This is a genomic window from Rhizobacter sp. Root1238, from assembly GCF_001425825.1.
In the GTDB taxonomy this organism is placed as follows: domain Bacteria; phylum Pseudomonadota; class Gammaproteobacteria; order Burkholderiales; family Burkholderiaceae_C; genus Rhizobacter.
This window is the reverse complement of sequence record NZ_LMDM01000034.1, coordinates 130,148-146,080: the sequence shown is the minus strand read 5'-3', so window position 1 is coordinate 146,080 and position 15,933 is coordinate 130,148. Positions and strand designations below refer to the sequence as shown.

Here is a 15,933-nt window from a genome sequence, read left to right as displayed (position 1 = left end):
GGGAGCATGTTCCGCAATGACTACTGGGCGCGGGAAGGAGGCTGAAATCAACGGTCGCCGCCGGTAAGCGAGGACCCTGCTTCGATGTCTCCTGCCTGGAAACCTTTTTGACAGGGGTTCGTTCTTTGTTTCTCTGCCATGCCGGGCTGTGTGCCGCCTCGTCGCGTGGGGACGGGGCCTGACTGCGGGCCGGGCATGTTGCATCACCTGTTGGCCGGGCCCTCGGGCTCGACCGCCACCGCCGTCGCAAGCGCGGGTTCAACGCCATCGACGTTAAACTCAGATAAATCAAACACTTACGACAACAACGTGGTGCAACGCATTATAGGGGCCAAAGCAGGTCGGCCGGCAAGCACCGCGGTGGGGGCTCCGGCCGGGGCGGCTGCGCCGGCCGTCCAGCAGGTCGAGGTCGACGAAGGCTCCGAGGGCCAGCGGCTCGACAATTTCCTGATCAAGCTGCTGAAGGGCGTGCCCAAGACCCACGTCTACCGCGTGATCCGCTCCGGCGAGGTGCGCGTCAACAAGGGCCGGGCCGCCGCCGATACCCGCTTGGCGATCGGCGACCTGGTGCGGGTGCCGCCGGTGCGCATGGCCGATCCGTCGGCGGTGCCGCCCGCGCCGGCGCGCGAGTTTCCGGTGGTGTTCGAGGACGAGCACCTGATCGCCATCAACAAGCCGGCCGGCGTCGCGGTGCACGGCGGCAGTGGCGTCAGCTCGGGCGTCATCGAGCAACTGCGCCAGGCGCGGCCGACCGCCCGCTTCCTCGAACTGGTGCACCGGCTCGACAAGGAGACCTCCGGCCTGCTGCTGATCGCGAAGAAGCGCTCGGCGCTGGTCGCGCTGCAGGAACAGTTCCGCAGCCGCGAGACCGGCAAGACCTATGCGGCGCTGGTGGTCGGCGCCTGGCCGGCCTCGCGCAAGGTCATCGACGTGGCCTTGCACAAGTTCCTGACCGGCGAAGGCGAACGCCGCGTCCGGGCGGTGGAGGAAAGCAACGAAGACGGCCGCCGCTCGATCACGCTGGTGCGCATCGCGCAGGCCTATGCCGGCTTCACGCTGCTCGACGTGACCATCAAGACCGGCCGCACGCACCAGATCCGCGTCCACCTGGCGCACGAAGGCCATCCGATCGCCGGCGACGAGAAGTACGGCGATTTCGCGGTCAACAAGGCGCTGGCGCGCGGCGAGGCGGTGAAAGGCGTGCGCTTCGAGCGGATGTTCCTGCATGCGCGGCGGCTGCGCTTCGAGCACCCCGCCAGCGGCGAGGCCATCGAACTCGAGGCGCCGTTGCCGGCAGAATGCAGTTCGTTCCTCCAGACCCTGCCGTCATGAACCGTCCTCGCCAGTTCGACCTGATCGCCTTCGATTGGGACGGCACGCTGTTCGACTCGACCACGCTGATCGCCCGCTGCATCCAGGCGGCCTGCGCCGATGTGGGCACCGTGGTGCCGAGCGACGAAGCCGCCAGCTACGTGATCGGGCTGGGCCTGGCCGAGGCGCTGCAGCATGCCGCGCCGGGCCTGACCCGCGAGCAGTACCCGGCGCTGGCCGACCGCTACCGCCACCACTACTTCGCGCGCCAGCACGAGATCGTGCTGTTCCCCGGCACGCTGGAGATGCTGGCTGCGCTGAAGGCGCGCAACCACTGGCTGGGCGTGGCCACCGGCAAGTCGCGCCGCGGGCTCGACGAAGCGCTGCGCAGCGCCGACCTGCTGCGCCATTTCGACGCCACCCGCACCGCCGACGAGACCGCGTCGAAGCCGCACCCGCAGATGCTGCACGAGCTGATGGCCGAATTCGGCGTCGAGCCCGAACGCACGCTGATGATCGGCGACACCACGCACGACCTGCAGATGGCGATGAACGCCGGCGTCGCCAGCGTGGGCGTCAGCTACGGGGCGCATGCGCCGGAGGCCTTCGACAGCCTGGCGCCGCGCTTCGTCGCGCATTCGGTGCCGGAACTGGCGGAGTGGCTGAGGCAACATGGCTGAGCCGCTGCTGCCGCCTTCGCTGATGCCCGCGCCGGCCGAACGGCGCCACCTGTGCGCCGCAACGCAGCTGGTCGAGAAGGGCAGTGCGCTGGTGTTCGACGTGCTGCAGTACCGCGAGCCCACGCGCGCCTTCGCACTGCGTTTCGACGGCCGCGTCGTCGCCTACCTGAACCGCTGCGTGCACGTGCCGACCGAGATGGACTGGCAGCCCGGCGAGTTCCTCGACAGCGGCCGCGAGTTCATCCTGTGCTCGATCCACGGTGCGGCCTACGACCCGCTGAACGGCCGCTGCGTCGCCGGCCCGTGTGGCCGCGGCAAGCTCACGGAATTGCGCGTCGAGGAAGAGGCCGGCGAGGTCTATTGGTATCCTTCGCGCGACGTCCAACCCGCCTTCGCAGACCGAGAGTCCTGAACGAAGGCCGCCGAAAGCCCTGCATGAATCCGCACGACGAGTTGCCCTCGCCCGACGCTGGCGCGCCTGTTCCTTCCCCTGCACCGATCCCCGCGCCGGCCCCCATGACCACCGCTGCCGCCCGGCCGTCGATGGAAGAGACCGTCGACGAACTGGCCCGCGCCTTCTTCAAGGACCGCCGCACCGATCGCCGCTGGAAGCTGTTCTTCCGCTGGAGCTGGCTGGCGCTGTTCGCGGTGATCGCGTGGGCGCTGGTGACGGCGCGCAACCATGCGGCCACGCCGAGCGGGCCGCACACCGCGCTGGTCGAGGTGCGCGGCGAGATCGCCTCCGACACCGAGGCCAGCGCCGAGTTGCTGGTCGGCGCGCTGAAGAACGCGTTCGAAGACGAAGGCGCGCAGGCCATCGTGCTGCGCATCAACTCGCCGGGCGGCAGCCCGGTGCAGGCCGGCATCATCAACGACGAGATCCGCCGGCTGAAGGCCAAGCACCAGAAGAAGGTGTATGCAGTGGTCGAGGAAACCTGCGCGTCGGGTGCGTACTACATCGCGGTCGCGGCGGACGAGATCTACGCCGACAAGGCCTCGATCGTCGGCTCGATCGGCGTGCTGATGGACGGCTTCGGCTTCACCGGCGCAATGGAGAAGCTGGGCGTCGAGCGCCGGCTGCAGACTGCCGGCGAGAACAAGGGCATCGGCGATCCGTTCTCACCGGTCAGCGAGAAGCAACGGGCCTACACGCAGGCGATGCTCGACCAGATCCACCAGCAGTTCATCGGCGTCGTGAAGGAAGGCCGCGGCAAGCGGCTGAAGATCGGCCCCGACACCTTCAGTGGCCTGTTCTGGAACGGGCAGCAAGCGCTGGAGATGGGCCTGATCGACCACCTCGGCAACCTCGACATGGTGGCGCGCGAAGTCGTGAAGGCCGAAGAGGTGATCGACTACACGCCGCGCGACAACGTCGCCGAGCGGTTGGCCAAGCGCTTTGGCGCGTCGATCGGGGCGGGTGCGGTGCGCGCGCTGCAGAGCACCTTCAGCATCAGGTGATCGATCGAAACGAGTCACTGTCTGGTGGGCGTCGAGAACAGCTCGCATACTTGTCGATACACCACCTCACTTCGCGCATAGTCGGCCGCGGTTCTCCCTTGGGGATCGCGCAGTGCGGGACAGATGCCACGTAGCGTCAGCAGTTGCCGAACGGTGTCCATGTGGCCGTTGAACACGGCGAGCATGAGCGCCGATTCCCCAGCATCCGATTGGGCATTGACGTCCAGAAATTTGCGTGAGCTCACCAGGTCGCTGACCACATCGAAATTCATTGTTCCGGCCGCGAGCATGAGGGGCGTGTGGCCGCGTTTGCACTTCGAGTTGGCCGTAACGGCCGGTATCGACAACAGTTCGCGTACGGCGAAGGTGTTGCCCGCAGAGATTGCAGTGTGGAGCGCAGTCTCGCCAATCCAGTTCTTCTGGTTGATGTCGATGCCTCTCGCTTTCGAGAGGGCCCTGATCACGGCGGGGCCACGTGTCATGCACAAGGCTGCGAAATGCAGCGCACTGATCTTCATCGAAACGTCGTTGGGATCAATGTCGGGATAACGATTCAAGAGTTGCTGGACGAGTTGCACCTTGCCTCGAAACGCGAATGCATTCAGCAGTGCCTGCTTTCGGTTGCGAGAGATGGGCGAAACGTTGCAAAGTTCCGCCAGGAGCGACACCTTGATCCTGTTCTCCGTGTGCGAGTCATTGTGGCGGCTCGATTGCAGTCGAGCGATCCGCCGAAGCGTGGGACCCGTACCCCCCTCTGCGTCGTCGACCCGGTTGAAGCCGGGACAGTGAATGAAGACGCCGGGTTGTTCGGTGCCCTGACCCACCACGACATTGCTCAGGCACTGTTGGGTGTGTTCCAACTGAAACAGCAAGGTCTTGATGTCGTCCGGGAATTCGTTTCTTTGGAGACAGTCACCGTAGTAGGTGATCAGATGCTCGGCATCGTGCATGCTCTGGCTGGTGGAGGAGTCAGCTTTGCCGCCAGGCAAATAGGCATTGAGCCTCTTGCCTGGTTGCATCAGATCGGGCGCATCGGCGATGTTTGCGGCGCCTTCGCGATTGAAGCAGGCGTAGCTGTGCACCGCGCTGATACCCAATGAGCGCAAGAGGAACACCATGTCGACCATCGAAATGCCACTGTCTTTGCATGGCAGCAATATCTGCTGTCCCTCTTGCATTTGCGCGTGGAAGAGGCAAATCGCGGGCGTGTGTGGCGGAAGCTGCTGCTTCAGCGCCAGCAGTTCGTCCATCTTGATGTCGCGTTGACCGTCTCCGATCACGCGCAGCTTGAGGCCCTTGCTTCCTGCTGCCATCCTGAAGCGAGCAAGGAAGCCTGCTCCACCCCTGTCTTCAGCACGGATCCACGAGCCATGTTCGCGACCGAGTATCAACAGAACGGTGTCGATCGTGTGCTGGCGGCGTGAGCCGGCCAAGGTGGCAACCGGCTGACTCGGCTCGACTTCAACGTTCTGGGGTTTCGCAGGCGTCAGCGGGACTCTGTTGAACCAGGCGGAATCGGAAACCCGGCGAAGCTTGGGAACGTGTTGCATGAGGAGTCGTGATTTGGGACTTGCGGCGATGTCGCTCGCCCTTAGTCACATCACGCGCCTCGCGCGTTCCCACAAGTGGCAACCTGACCTGTCAGGCCAACATCCCCTTCGTCTCGATGAACGCGACCACCTCGGCGAGGCCGGCGTTGGTCTTCAGGTTGCTCATCACATAGGGCCGGTTCGGCCGCATGCGCTTCGTGTCGGCTTCCATCACCGACAGGTCGGCGCCAACATGCGGTGCCAGGTCGGTCTTGTTGATCACGAACAGGTCGCTCTTCGTGATGCCGGGGCCGCCCTTGCGCGGGATCTTCTCGCCGGCCGCGACGTCGATCACGTAGATCGTCAGGTCGCTCAGTTCGGGGCTGAAGGTGGCGGCCAGGTTGTCGCCGCCGGACTCGATGAACACGATGTCGGCATCCGGGAACTTGCCGAGCATGCGGTCGACCGCTTCGAGGTTGATCGACGCATCTTCGCGGATCGCGGTGTGCGGGCAGCCGCCGGTCTCGACACCCATGATGCGTTCGGCCTCGAGCGCGCCGGCCACCGTCAGCAGGCGCTGGTCTTCCTTGGTGTAGATGTCGTTCGTGACGACCACCAGGTCATAGCGCTCGCGCATCGTCTTGCACAGCATCTCGACCAGCGTGGTCTTGCCCGAGCCGACCGGGCCGCCGACGCCGACGCGCAGCGGCGGCAGTTTCTTCGTGCGGTGGGGAATGCTGTGCAATGCGGCGCTCATGGGGCAGGCTCGGTTCGTTCGGGGGGACCGAACCGAGTGTAGTGCCCGTCACGGGGGCGCCGTGCGTTCAGCCCTTCTTGGCCGGCGGCTTGCCCCCGCCCTGGCCGCCCCCCGGCGGGCCGCCGGCCGGGCGCAGCGCCAGCACGTCGCCGACCTTCTGGCAGGTGCCGGTGATGGTTTCGCCATTGCGGCCGGCGAAGCTGGCGGTGGCGCCTTCGGCCTTGCCGTTGCAGGCCGCGATCGCCTCGGGCGGCGGTGCGGGCGGCTTGCCGCCTTGCGGCGGCGCCTGGTCGGCGGCGAAGCCGGCCAACGGGAGCGCCAGCAGCACGGTGGCCACGGCGGCCACGGTGCGGTGCATCGGGTGAATGCGGTTCAAGGCCATGGGATCGTCTCCTTCGTCAAAGAATGCAGGGTGCGCCTCAGGCCGCGATGCCGACGGTCAGCGCGGCGGTGTAGCCGGCCGCGACGCTGCCGGTCAGCGTGGCCATCTGCAGCGTGGTGCCGTCGCTGAACACGTTGTCGGTCGCGAAGCTCATCTGGTTCAGGTTGGTCACGCTCGCGCTGTAGCCGCTGGCGGTGCTGTAGATGGTGCTGCAGTCGGCGACCGGGAAGGCGATCTGCGAGGTCTTGATCTTGCTGGTCGACGAGGTCGCGGTGGCGAGGCTGCGGTACACCTCGAAATGGATGTGCGGCATGCGGCCCGAATAGCAGCCGGGGAACACCGTGGTGAACGTGACCTGGCCGTTGGCATCGGTCTCCTGCACGCCGCGCAGGTAGTTCTGGTCGGTGACGCCCGACGAGTACATCGAGTAGCGGCCCTCGCGGTCGCAGTGCCACAGGTAGATGGCATGGCCCGACAGGTCGGCGCAGCTGGCGTTGGTGTCGACCAGCGTCAGTGTCACCGTCAACGTGACGCCGGCCGCCGTGCCAAGGCTGGCGGGCAGGCTCGGGCGGATGTCGCTGCGCACGATGCCGCTGACACCCAGCACGTTGGCGATGCTGCCGTTCGCGGTGTTCGAGCCGTCGCCGGGGTAGGGGCCGGCGGTTTCCTCGGGGATCACCGAGCACGAGCCCGAGGTGCCGGAGCCGGAAGATCCACCGGAACCATCCGATCCGCTGGAGCTGGAGGAGCTGCTGGAGTCGGTGCTTGCGGCACTGCCACCACCACCGCAGCCGAGCAACGACGCTGCGCCGACACCGGCCAGCCAGGTCAGCGCGCGGCGGCGCTGCATCACCTGCAGGTCGTGGACGAGGCCGAGGTCGTGCTCGTCGGGCTGTCCGAGGGACTGGCATGAGGCGTGGACGAGGTCGAGTTGATGATTGCGATGGGGGTTCGACATGGCAGTGGCACGAGGCGGTGGCTGTGGAACTGCCCATGCTCGCGGCCGGCTGTGTCGCGAATATCGATGCTTTGTATCAACTTGGACACGGTCCATTTGAACTGTGTCTGGAGGCGCGGACGCCAGCTGTTCAGGCGCGTGGCAGCAGCAGCCGGGCCCTCAGCCCGCCTTCGGGCCGGTTCGACAGGCTCAGGCGGCCGCCGAGCCGCTCGGCCAGGTCGCGGGCGATGTACAGGCCGAGCCCGCTGCCACCGCTGGTGCTGTTGCCGACGCCACGACCGCGTGCGCCGTCGACCCGGTAGAACGGCCGGAACACGGCTTCCAGCTGGTCTTCGGGGATGCCGGGGCCGTGGTCGTCGATGCGCAGTTCCAGTTCGCCGGGATGCCCGAGCAGGCTCAGTTCGGCCGACCCGGCATGGCGCAGCGCGTTGCCGATCAGGTTGCCGAGGATCCGGCCGAGCGCTTCGGGCTGCGCGAGGACCACCGCGTCGCCGGCGCTGTCGTCGGCGATGCGCACCGCCAGCCCCTGCTCGGTCCGGTCGTCGACCTGCGCCTGCAGCAGCGCGCGCAGGTCGACGCGCTGGTGTGCCTGCGGCGCATGCTGGTCGCGGACCATCGCGAGCACGCTGCCGATCAGCGCGTCCATCTCCTGCAGGTCGGCGATGCAGCGCTCGGTCTGCGTGCCGGGCTCCATGGTCTCGAGCCGCAGGCGCAGGCGGGCCAGCGGCGTGCGCAGGTCGTGCGAGATCGCGGCCATCAGCAGGCCTTGCGCATCGAACTGCTGGTGCAGGCGCTGCGCCATCGTGTTGAAGACCTGCGCGGCCTGGCGCACCTCGCGCGTGCCTTGGTGCTCGTCGAGCGTCGGCGCCGGCCGGCGTTGCGCGATGGCCTGGCCGAGCGAGCGCGACGCGTCGGCGAGCCGGCGCATCGGCTGCGACAGCCACTGCGCTCCCCACCAGGCGGCACCGCCGATCACGAGGAAGCGCACCAGGTAGTCGAGCCACAGCGCGCGCAGCGGTGGCGAGCCGCCGGGCTGCCGGTCGGGCGGCGGTCCGCCCGGGCCCTCCATTCCCGGCGCTGCGTTGCGGGGAGGCGGTTCGCGCCGGCCGCCGTCGGGCAGCAGCCCGGGCGGCAGCGACGCCAGCGGCGGCACGCCATCGCCGTCCGGCGAAGGCCCCGGCCCCGGGGCCGGCATGCGCATCGGCCGCGCCTCGCCGAGGCCGCCGGCGAGGCTGCGCACCGCCGCAAAGCTGAGGAAGTGACTCGCCACCAGCGCGACCCACATCAGCAGCATCAGGCGCTTGAACAGCGTGTCGCCGAACAGCCGCCGCAAGCGGTGCCGCAGGTTCAAGCGCCGGCCTCGCCGTCGAACAGGTAGCCCTCGCCGCGCACGGTGCGGATCAGCATCGGCTCGTCGAGCTTCTGGCGCAGCCGCGACACCGTCAGGTCGATGCTGCGGTCGGTCACGTCGGCGCCCGGCGCGCGCGTCAGGTCGAGCAGCTGGTCGCGGCTCAGCACCCGGTTCGGGTGGTCGACGAAGGCCGACAGCAGCCGGAACTCGGCCGACGACAGCGCCACCACCACCTGCTGGGGCGAGGTCAGCTGGCGGCGCAGCCGGTCGAAGGTCCAGCCGGCAAACTGCAGCACGGTCGCGGTCGGCGCCGCGACCGGTGCGGCCCCGGCGCGGCGCAGCACCGCGTGGATGCGCGCCACCAGCTCGCGCGGCTCGAAGGGCTTCGGCAGGTAGTCGTCGGCGCCGAGCTCCAGCCCGACGACGCGGCTCGCCGGATCGCCCTGCGCGGTCAGCATGATCACCGGCAGCGGCGCGATCTCGCGCACCCAGCGGAACAGGTCGAGCCCGTTGCCGTCGGGCAGCATCAGGTCGAGCAGCAGCACCTTGAACGGGTCGGGGCCGCCGAGGCCCGCGCGCAGCACGCGGCGCAGGCTCGCGGCATCGGCCACCGCGGTCACCCGCATGCCGTAGCGCTGCAGGTAGTCGCTGACGAGCTGGCGCAGGTCGAGGTCGTCGTCGACCAGCAGGGCGTGGATCATCGTCAGGACCGGAACAGCCGCGAGTACTGCGCTTCGTGGCGCGCCGACAGGATCGCCAGCATCGGCGTGAAGGCCTGGCGTTCGCCGTGCGTGGCCGCGATCGCGCGATCGATCGCCGGCGGGATCGCGTCGGCCAGCGCCGCCAGCACGCGCTGGCCGGCGTTCTGGCCGAGCGGCACCGCCTTCAGCGCGGCCTGCACCATGTTCTCGGCCCAGCCGAAGCACAGGCTCAGCAGGGCGTCGCGCAGCGGCGCGCCGGTCTGCGCAGCGGCCAGCGCGAACGACACCGGCCAGGTCGGTGCCGGCTTCAGCGTGGCCAGCATCGCGATGCGCGGATCGGCCAGCCCGCGGTTTTTCAGCCACTCGAGCAGCGAGCGGCCCATCTGCTCGGTCTGCAGCCGCATCTCGCTGCTTTCGCGGGTCTGCACGACCCAGTCGTTCAGCTCGCGGATCGCGTCGCGGTCGTCGCGCTGCCAGGCGCCGAAGGCCTTGGCGGCCAGCGCCAGGTCGCTGCGGGCCAGCGCGAGCCGCAGCTGGTGGAGCAGCCAGGCGGCGGTCTGCGCCTCGGTGGTGACGAGCCCGGCATCGACCGCCGATTCCAGCCCTTCGGAGTAGCTGAAGCCGCCGACCGGCAGCGCCGGCGAGGCCAGCCACATCAGCTGCAGCAGCGAGGCGGCGCTGGTCGGCGCGGGGGCGCGGCGGACGCGGGGCATCGGGGGTCAGTGGTCGTGGCCGTGGTGGCCGTGGTGGTCGTGGCCGGCGTGGCCGGCGTGGCCATGGTCGTGGCCCTCATGCCCGTGGTCGTGGTCCCCGTGGCCTCCGTGGTCAGGGTGGTCGTGCCCGTGGTGCCCGTGCCCGCCGCCGGCCGCATAGGCCCCGCCCTCGGGTTCGAACGCCGCGCTCGCCGGGTTCACGATCAGGTGCATCTGCCGCAGCATGTCGGCCAGCACGTGGTCGGGTTCGAGCTTCAGGTGATCGGGCTTCAGTTCGAGCTGCACATGGCGGTTGCCCAGGTGGTAGGCGGCACGCAGCAGGTCGAACGGGGTGCCGTGCTGCGTGCAGTGCGTCACGACCAGCACCGGCTGCGGTGCCGCGACGACGCGGATCAGCGAGCCGTCTTCGGCCACCAGCACGTCGCCGCCGCGCACCGCGGTGCCGCGTGGCAGGAACACGCCGAGCGTGCGGCCCTGCGAGTCGGTGGCGTCGAAGCGGCTCTTCTGGCGCACGTCCCAGTCGAGCTCGACGGCAGCGGCGCGTTTGACGAGGGCTGGAGCCAGTCCATGGCCCTGCGCAAGGAGTTTGTTCACGGTCAGCATGGTGCGAGTGTGGCAGTAAACCCTGGGGGATTCTCGTTCAGGATCCGGGCTGGGCGGCCGATATTCCAACGGATCGAACCAGGAGGAGACCCCCCATGAAACTGCTCCAGGATGTCCGCATCGGCGTGCGCCTCGCCCTCGGCTTCGCGAGCGTGCTGCTGCTGTCGTGCGCCACCATCGGCCAGAGCTTCTTCGAGATGTCGCAGCTGCAGGGCCGCTTCGACGACCTGGCCGGCATGACGATGCCGGCGATGAACGGCGTGTCCGAGCTGGCCACGGCGGCGCGCGGCATGCGCGGCGCGCAGGAACTGCTGGCCACTCGCTGGAGCGAGGCCGAGCGGGCGACGCAGGCCGACGCCTTCAGGAGGCACCATGCGCGCTTCGTCGAGCAGATGAAGCTGCTGCGCAGCCTGCCGCGGGCCGATGAGATCGAGTCGCAGCTGGCGCCGGTGGACGGCGCGCTGAAGACCTACGAGACCAGCTCGGCCGAGATCGAACGGCTGCTCGCCAGCAGCGACGATTCCGAGCGCTTCCAGAAGGTCAAGAAGCTGCTCGAAGGCGAGACGCTCGCCACCTTCACGACGCTGAGCAAGGCGGCGGCCGAACTCACCAAGGTGATCCGCGACGATGCCGATGCCCGCATCGTCGCGGCGAGCGCCGGCAACCAGCGCTCGCGCACCGCGATGGCCGTCGGCGGCGCGATCGCGCTCGCGCTGGGCAGCCTGCTGGCCTGGGGCCTGACGACCAGCGTCGTGCGCCCGATGCGCAGCGGCATGGCGGCGCTGCAGCGCATCGCCGGCGGCGACCTGTCGGGCCGCGTCGACAGCGAGCGCCGCGACGAGATGGGCCAGCTGATGGCCGCCCTCGCGCAGATGCAGGACAACCTGCGCACCGCCGTCGGCGACATCCGCACGTCGAGCGATTCGGTCTACAGCGCTGCGTCCGAGATCGCGCAAGGCAACCTGTCGCTGTCGGACCGCACCGAGCGGCAGGCGGCCAGCCTGGAGGAGACGGCGTCGTCGATGGAGACGATGTCGACCACCGTGAAGGAAAGCGCCGGCACCGTGAACCGCGTCGAGGAGATCTCGCGCAGCGCCCGCCAGGCGGCCGGCCGCGGCCAGCAGGTGGTGGGCGACGTCGTCGCGACGATGCAGGAGATCCAGCAGTCGAGCGACCGCATCGCGTCGATCATCTCGGTGATCGACGGCATCGCGTTCCAGACCAACATCCTCGCGCTGAATGCCGCGGTGGAAGCGGCACGCGCCGGCGAGCAGGGCCGCGGTTTCGCCGTGGTGGCCGGCGAGGTGCGCAGCCTTGCGCAGCGCAGCGCCGGTGCGGCACGCGAGATCAAGCAGTTGATCACCGACAGCGCCGAGAAGGTCGGCAGCGGCTCGCGCCACGTGGCCGATGCCGGCCGCGTGATGCAGGACATCCACCGGCAGGTGTCGAGCGTCAACGACCTGGTCGGCGAGATCCGCCGCTCGGCCGCGCAGCAGCACAGCGGCATCGAGCAGGTGACGCAGGCGGTGTCGCTGCTCGACCATTCGACGCAGGAGAACGCGGCGCTGGTCGAAGAGGCATCGGCATCGGCCGAGAGCCTGAAGCTGCAGGCGCAGAAGCTCCTCGAGTCGGTCGCGGCGTTCAAGACCGAGGCGGATGCCGACGCGGCGGCGCCGACATCGGTAAAACCCGTGCTTCACGGCCATCCGGCAGCACGCGGCGTCGATCTTGTATCTGCTTGAAACGGCGCTCTCAGACTCTCCGAATAGGTCGCATCGGCAAGACGTGAGCCGATGTAAGCAAGAGCAAGAAGTTTGCAAGCACTTCGTTTGGAACCGATTCCAAACGGTCGAGAAGGGCCGATGAACGGTTGCTTTGCGGTATCGCTGGCCGAGGGGCGGTAAGGCGCGGCGTCGTTTAAATTCAAACATTCATAAGCATCCAGAAGAGAGTGTGTGCTCTCTTCACTAAAGCGTGTCGGTTCGCACGATCGTGCTTTGACCGCTATCCGACGCTTCCTCTCGGCTTACAGGCTTTCGTGGCGCAGCGTGCAGCATCCAGGCCTTGTTTCTGCCACGTCCTTGGAGGAGAAGCCTGTGAAACACCCTGTACTGCGCAGTTTGCGCAACGGTTCGATGCTGGGGCTGCATTGCGCCCTGGCGATCCTGCTGGTCGGATGCGGTTCCGGCGACGGAGGCAGCTCTGCCGCCGCCGACAGCAACAACGCCAGTTCGAGCGACCTCGGCGACCGCTCGCGCCCGATGGCGGTCGGCGACCCGATCGGCGTCGCGCTGACACCGGTCGCGGCGACGGCCAGCGCTGCCGAGCGCGGCGACCTGTCGGCTGCCGCCGCGATCGACCATGACGACAACACGCGCTGGAGCAGCGGCTTCACCGACGACCAGAACCTGACGCTGGACTTCGGCCAGTCGGTGAGCATCACCCGCGTGCGCATCAACTGGGAGCGGGCCCATGCCACCAAGTACCTGCTGCAGGTCTCGAACGACAAGTCGAACTGGGTCACGATCAAGACCGTCGACACCAGCCAGGGCGGCATCGAGGACTGGACCGGCCTGAGCGGGCAGGGCCGCTACCTGCGCGTGCAGGGCGTCACCCGGTCGTCGCAGTACGGCTATTCGATCTTCGAGATCCAGGCCTTCACCGGCACGACCTCGGCACCTGCGCCGGCCCCCGCACCTGCACCGGCCCCGGCTCCAGCGCCCACCCCGGCGCCTTCACCGGCTCCCGCGCCGAGCCCGGCACCGGCCCCGAGCCCGGCGCCGGCTCCGGCTCCGGCCCCCGCGCCCGCGCCCGCGCCCGCGCCTGCGCCAGCGCCCGGCCAGCCCGGCGTCGCGATCAGGCCAGTGACTGCCACCTCGTCGGCCCTGGAGAACGGCGGCATGCCCGCCACCAACACGATCGACGGCAATGTCGGCACGCGCTGGTCGAGCCGGCAGGAAGACGGCGCCTGGATCCAGTGGGACTTCGGCAAGAAGACGCTGATCGGCGCGATGAAGCTGACCTGGGAGAACTCCTACGGCAAGGAGTACGCGCTGCAGGTCTCCGATGACGGGCAGGCCTGGTCGCAGGTGCGCTACGTCAGCGCCGGCAAGGGCGGCACCGAGGCGTTCTACAACCTCGGCATCAACCCGCGTTACGTGCGCCTGCAGGGCGTCGCGCGCGGCACGCAGTACGGCTACTCGCTGTGGGAAGTCGAGTTCAAGAGCCCGGGCTCGGACAACACGATGCCGACGCTGGCCACCGCGCCGCTGAAGGCGCCGACCAGCGGCACCGGCATGATGCCGCTGCCGACACAGGCCGATCCGGTCGAGACGCTGCAGTTCACGCTGGCCGACGGCACGCTGGTCACCCGCTTCGGCATCCGCGGCCTGGCCCGCCACGGCCGCGAGCGCGGCGAAGACTGGAACGAAATCGGCCAGGGCCCGAACGAGACCGTGGATGCCAACGGCAACCCGGTCGACAAGGGGCCGGGCAACTTCCTGACCTTCGTGCCGAACTACTTCAAGAACCGCACCTGGGGCTTCGAGATCATCGACAACAGCCGCGTGGCCGGCGTGACCGCGCCGACGCTGCGCGTCAACCACTACTTCACGCAGGACCAGTTGCCTGGCGGGGTGGCGTGGTTCCGCGCCTTCGATCGCGTCGGCGTCACCGGCTACGGCTGGATGAACCCGGGCCAGCTCGTCAACGACAAGGTCACGATCTGCCCGCCGGTGGCCTACCCGCCGAACGGCAGGCTGTTCAGCAACAGCATCCTGAACAACGACTGCAGCCTGACGGTCAAGGACTACCCGGGCCATGGCGACATCGGCGCCGACGGCATGCCCAACGGCAGGAACGTGCCGGCACGTCCGCTGGTGGCAGGCGACGTGATCGAGGTCTCGCCGTCGTTCTTCTCGACCAAGGAGGCGATGGCCGCCAAGGGCGACAACGGCGGCATCCGCTACTACGCGGGTGAGTGGACCTACGTGGTCGGCACCGGCCTGCGCGCGTGGTACGGCGTGCAGCCGCGCCTGATGAACGCACCGCTGCCGGCCGAGACGCTGCAGGGCGGCACCGGCTCGCTGTCGTACGACTATGCCGACAACGGCACCTTCATCTTCCAGCAGCCGCACATCAACGTCGGCATGCAGAACATGCAGCGCTTTGTCGAAGGCCGCCGCACGATCCACACCAACATGTTCACCGGCGACCACAACGAGCCGGGCAACGACCGCTTCGATGCGCTGGTGGGCCTGCAGGGGCCGCGCTACAACCAGTCGTCGTGCATCGCGTGCCACGTGAACAACGGCCGCAGCCCGGCGCCGGCGGCGGTGAACCAGCGGCTGGACTCGATGTCGGTGCACACCGCGGCGATCAATGCCCAGGGCCAGCAGGTGCCCGACTCGCGCTACGGCGTGGGCGTGCAGATGAATGCCCGCGGTGCCGACGGTACGGTGCAGGACTGGGGCAATGGCGTGCGTGTCGCGGGCTTCGACACCCAGACCGTGAAGCTGGCCGACGGCACGTCGGTGGAACTGCGCAAGCCCAAGCTGGCCTTCGACGGCCCGACGCCGCAAGTCGTCTCGCTGCGTGCGGCTCAGCCGATGCTGGGGACCGGCCTGCTCGAAGCGATTCCGGAAGCCGACATCCTGGCGCGTGCCCGCAGCACGCCGGACGCCGACGGCATCAAGGGCCAGGCGAACTTCGTGTTCGACCCGGAGACCGGCGACGTGCGCCTGGGCCGCTTCGGCTGGAAGGCCGGCAAGTTCAGCCTGCGCCACCAGGCCGCCTCGGCCCTGCTGCAGGACATGTCGGTGACGACGCCGGTGTACCCGAGCCGCGACTGCCTGGCCGGCCTGCCGACCTGCCGCACGAAGAGCGAGCGCGGCCTGTCGGAAACCGAACTGCAGGCGGTCTCGCGCTACCTGCAGCTGCTGGCCGTTCCGGCACAGCGCAGCCTGGTGAGCGGGTTCCCGAAGGGCGTGGCACCGCTGGCGGATCTGGACGTCGACCCGGTCAAGGTGGCCAACGGCGCGAAGGTCTTCAAGACGCTGAACTGCGTGGCCTGCCACGTCGCCGAGGTGAAGACCGGCTCCGGCCACCCGCTGGCTGAACTGCGCAACCAGACCATCAAGCCGTACACCGACCTGCTGCTGCACGACATGGGAGCCGACATGGCCGACAACTATGTCGAAGGCACGGCCGCCGGCAACCTGTGGCGCACCTCGGCCCTGTGGGGCATCGGCTACACCGACCGCGTGATGGGCACGGCCGGCAAGGTCGGCTACCTGCACGACGGACGTGCCCGCACGCTGACGGAAGCGGTCATGTGGCACGGTGGCGAAGCCGCCAACGCACGCGGCCGCTTCGCGGCGCTGTCGACGGCGGATCGGCAGGCGCTGCTGGCGTTCCTGCAGTCGCTCTGATCGCAGGCGCTCCGCGATGACAAGGCCCCGCTTCGGCGGGGCCTTTTCGTTTACAGCTTTT

General features: G+C 68.6%; 14 protein-coding genes. 6 read left to right on the top strand and 8 right to left on the bottom strand.

The window, feature by feature from the left end:
• The first annotated feature begins 360 nt into the window (after positions 1–360).
• From ASC98_RS21985 to ASC98_RS21970, 4 genes are read left to right on the top strand one after another with little or no spacing between them, the layout of a single operon-like run.
• Entirely contained in the window at positions 361–1,332 is a 972-nt protein-coding gene (locus tag ASC98_RS21985) for an RluA family pseudouridine synthase (protein ID WP_056815764.1), read from the top strand.
• On the top strand, positions 1,329–1,991 hold the full coding sequence (locus ASC98_RS21980) for an HAD family hydrolase (RefSeq protein ID WP_056815761.1): 663 nt from the start codon (positions 1,329–1,331) through the stop codon (positions 1,989–1,991). Before ASC98_RS21985 ends, ASC98_RS21980 begins: the two co-directional genes overlap by 4 nt.
• Positions 1,984–2,403, top strand: a complete 420-nt coding sequence (locus ASC98_RS21975; RefSeq protein ID WP_082541996.1) for a Rieske 2Fe-2S domain-containing protein — start codon at positions 1,984–1,986, stop codon at positions 2,401–2,403. Before ASC98_RS21980 ends, ASC98_RS21975 begins: the two co-directional genes overlap by 8 nt.
• Before the next feature lie 23 nt (positions 2,404–2,426).
• Complete coding sequence (locus tag ASC98_RS21970; protein WP_056815758.1) at positions 2,427–3,449, top strand: S49 family peptidase; 1,023 nt, start codon at positions 2,427–2,429, stop codon at positions 3,447–3,449.
• A 14-nt stretch (positions 3,450–3,463) separates the two neighbouring features.
• Here ASC98_RS21970 and ASC98_RS21965 read toward each other — a convergent pair whose 3' ends face one another.
• The 8 genes from ASC98_RS21965 to ureE all read right to left on the bottom strand — a co-directional run bounded on the left by ASC98_RS21965 (position 3,464) and on the right by ureE (position 10,443).
• Positions 3,464–4,999, bottom strand: coding sequence for an ankyrin repeat domain-containing protein (locus ASC98_RS21965; protein WP_082541997.1), 1,536 nt, complete (start codon positions 4,997–4,999; stop codon positions 3,464–3,466).
• Between the two features lie 91 nt (positions 5,000–5,090).
• Entirely contained in the window at positions 5,091–5,735 is a 645-nt protein-coding gene (gene ureG, locus ASC98_RS21960) for an urease accessory protein UreG (protein ID WP_056815750.1), read from the bottom strand.
• 67 nt (positions 5,736–5,802) lie between these two features.
• On the bottom strand, positions 5,803–6,117 hold the full coding sequence (locus ASC98_RS21955; protein WP_056815747.1) for a hypothetical protein: 315 nt from the start codon (positions 6,115–6,117) through the stop codon (positions 5,803–5,805).
• Between the two features lie 37 nt (positions 6,118–6,154).
• A complete protein-coding gene (locus tag ASC98_RS21950; RefSeq protein WP_157597999.1) occupies positions 6,155–7,075 on the bottom strand; it encodes an intradiol ring-cleavage dioxygenase in 921 nt (306 codons plus the stop codon).
• Between the two features lie 130 nt (positions 7,076–7,205).
• Positions 7,206–8,426 (bottom strand): ATP-binding protein, encoded by a 1,221-nt coding sequence (locus tag ASC98_RS21945; protein WP_056815742.1) that lies wholly within the window; start codon positions 8,424–8,426, stop codon positions 7,206–7,208.
• On the bottom strand, positions 8,423–9,127 hold the full coding sequence (locus ASC98_RS21940) for a response regulator (RefSeq protein ID WP_056815739.1): 705 nt from the start codon (positions 9,125–9,127) through the stop codon (positions 8,423–8,425). Before ASC98_RS21940 ends, ASC98_RS21945 begins: the two co-directional genes overlap by 4 nt.
• A gap of 2 nt (positions 9,128–9,129) precedes the next feature.
• A complete protein-coding gene (locus ASC98_RS21935) occupies positions 9,130–9,840 on the bottom strand; it encodes an urease accessory protein UreF (protein ID WP_056815737.1) in 711 nt (236 codons plus the stop codon).
• A 6-nt stretch (positions 9,841–9,846) separates the two neighbouring features.
• Positions 9,847–10,443: an urease accessory protein UreE gene (ureE, locus tag ASC98_RS21930; protein WP_056815733.1), complete on the bottom strand. Its 597-nt coding sequence runs from the start codon at positions 10,441–10,443 to the stop codon at positions 9,847–9,849.
• A 95-nt stretch (positions 10,444–10,538) separates the two neighbouring features.
• Here ureE and ASC98_RS21925 point away from each other — a divergent pair, with 95 nt between their 5' ends.
• Together ASC98_RS21925 and ASC98_RS21920 are read left to right on the top strand one after the other, a co-directional pair.
• A complete protein-coding gene (locus tag ASC98_RS21925) occupies positions 10,539–12,185 on the top strand; it encodes a methyl-accepting chemotaxis protein (protein ID WP_056815729.1) in 1,647 nt (548 codons plus the stop codon).
• Positions 12,186–12,704: 519 nt separating this feature from the next.
• Complete coding sequence (locus ASC98_RS21920; protein WP_235581356.1) at positions 12,705–15,872, top strand: di-heme oxidoredictase family protein; 3,168 nt, start codon at positions 12,705–12,707, stop codon at positions 15,870–15,872.
• The last annotated feature ends 61 nt before the right edge of the window (positions 15,873–15,933 follow it).

What these genes read in the sequence shown, in the direction of transcription:
- ASC98_RS21970 (WP_056815758.1), top strand. Translation starts at nt 2,427, where the DNA reads ATGAATCCGCACGACGAGTTGCCCTCGCCCGACGCTGGCGCGCCTGTT.
- ASC98_RS21965 (WP_082541997.1), bottom strand. Translation starts at nt 4,999, where the DNA reads ATGCAACACGTTCCCAAGCTTCGCCGGGTTTCCGATTCCGCCTGGTTC.
- ASC98_RS21975 (WP_082541996.1), top strand. Translation starts at nt 1,984, where the DNA reads ATGGCTGAGCCGCTGCTGCCGCCTTCGCTGATGCCCGCGCCGGCCGAA.
- ASC98_RS21940 (WP_056815739.1), bottom strand. Translation starts at nt 9,127, where the DNA reads ATGATCCACGCCCTGCTGGTCGACGACGACCTCGACCTGCGCCAGCTC.
- ASC98_RS21955 (WP_056815747.1), bottom strand. Translation starts at nt 6,117, where the DNA reads ATGGCCTTGAACCGCATTCACCCGATGCACCGCACCGTGGCCGCCGTG.
- ureE (WP_056815733.1), bottom strand. Translation starts at nt 10,443, where the DNA reads ATGCTGACCGTGAACAAACTCCTTGCGCAGGGCCATGGACTGGCTCCA.
- ASC98_RS21920 (WP_235581356.1), top strand. Translation starts at nt 12,705, where the DNA reads ATGGCGGTCGGCGACCCGATCGGCGTCGCGCTGACACCGGTCGCGGCG.
- ureG (WP_056815750.1), bottom strand. Translation starts at nt 5,735, where the DNA reads ATGAGCGCCGCATTGCACAGCATTCCCCACCGCACGAAGAAACTGCCG.
- ASC98_RS21935 (WP_056815737.1), bottom strand. Translation starts at nt 9,840, where the DNA reads ATGCCCCGCGTCCGCCGCGCCCCCGCGCCGACCAGCGCCGCCTCGCTG.
- ASC98_RS21950 (WP_157597999.1), bottom strand. Translation starts at nt 7,075, where the DNA reads ATGTCGAACCCCCATCGCAATCATCAACTCGACCTCGTCCACGCCTCA.
- ASC98_RS21980 (WP_056815761.1), top strand. Translation starts at nt 1,329, where the DNA reads ATGAACCGTCCTCGCCAGTTCGACCTGATCGCCTTCGATTGGGACGGC.
- ASC98_RS21925 (WP_056815729.1), top strand. Translation starts at nt 10,539, where the DNA reads ATGAAACTGCTCCAGGATGTCCGCATCGGCGTGCGCCTCGCCCTCGGC.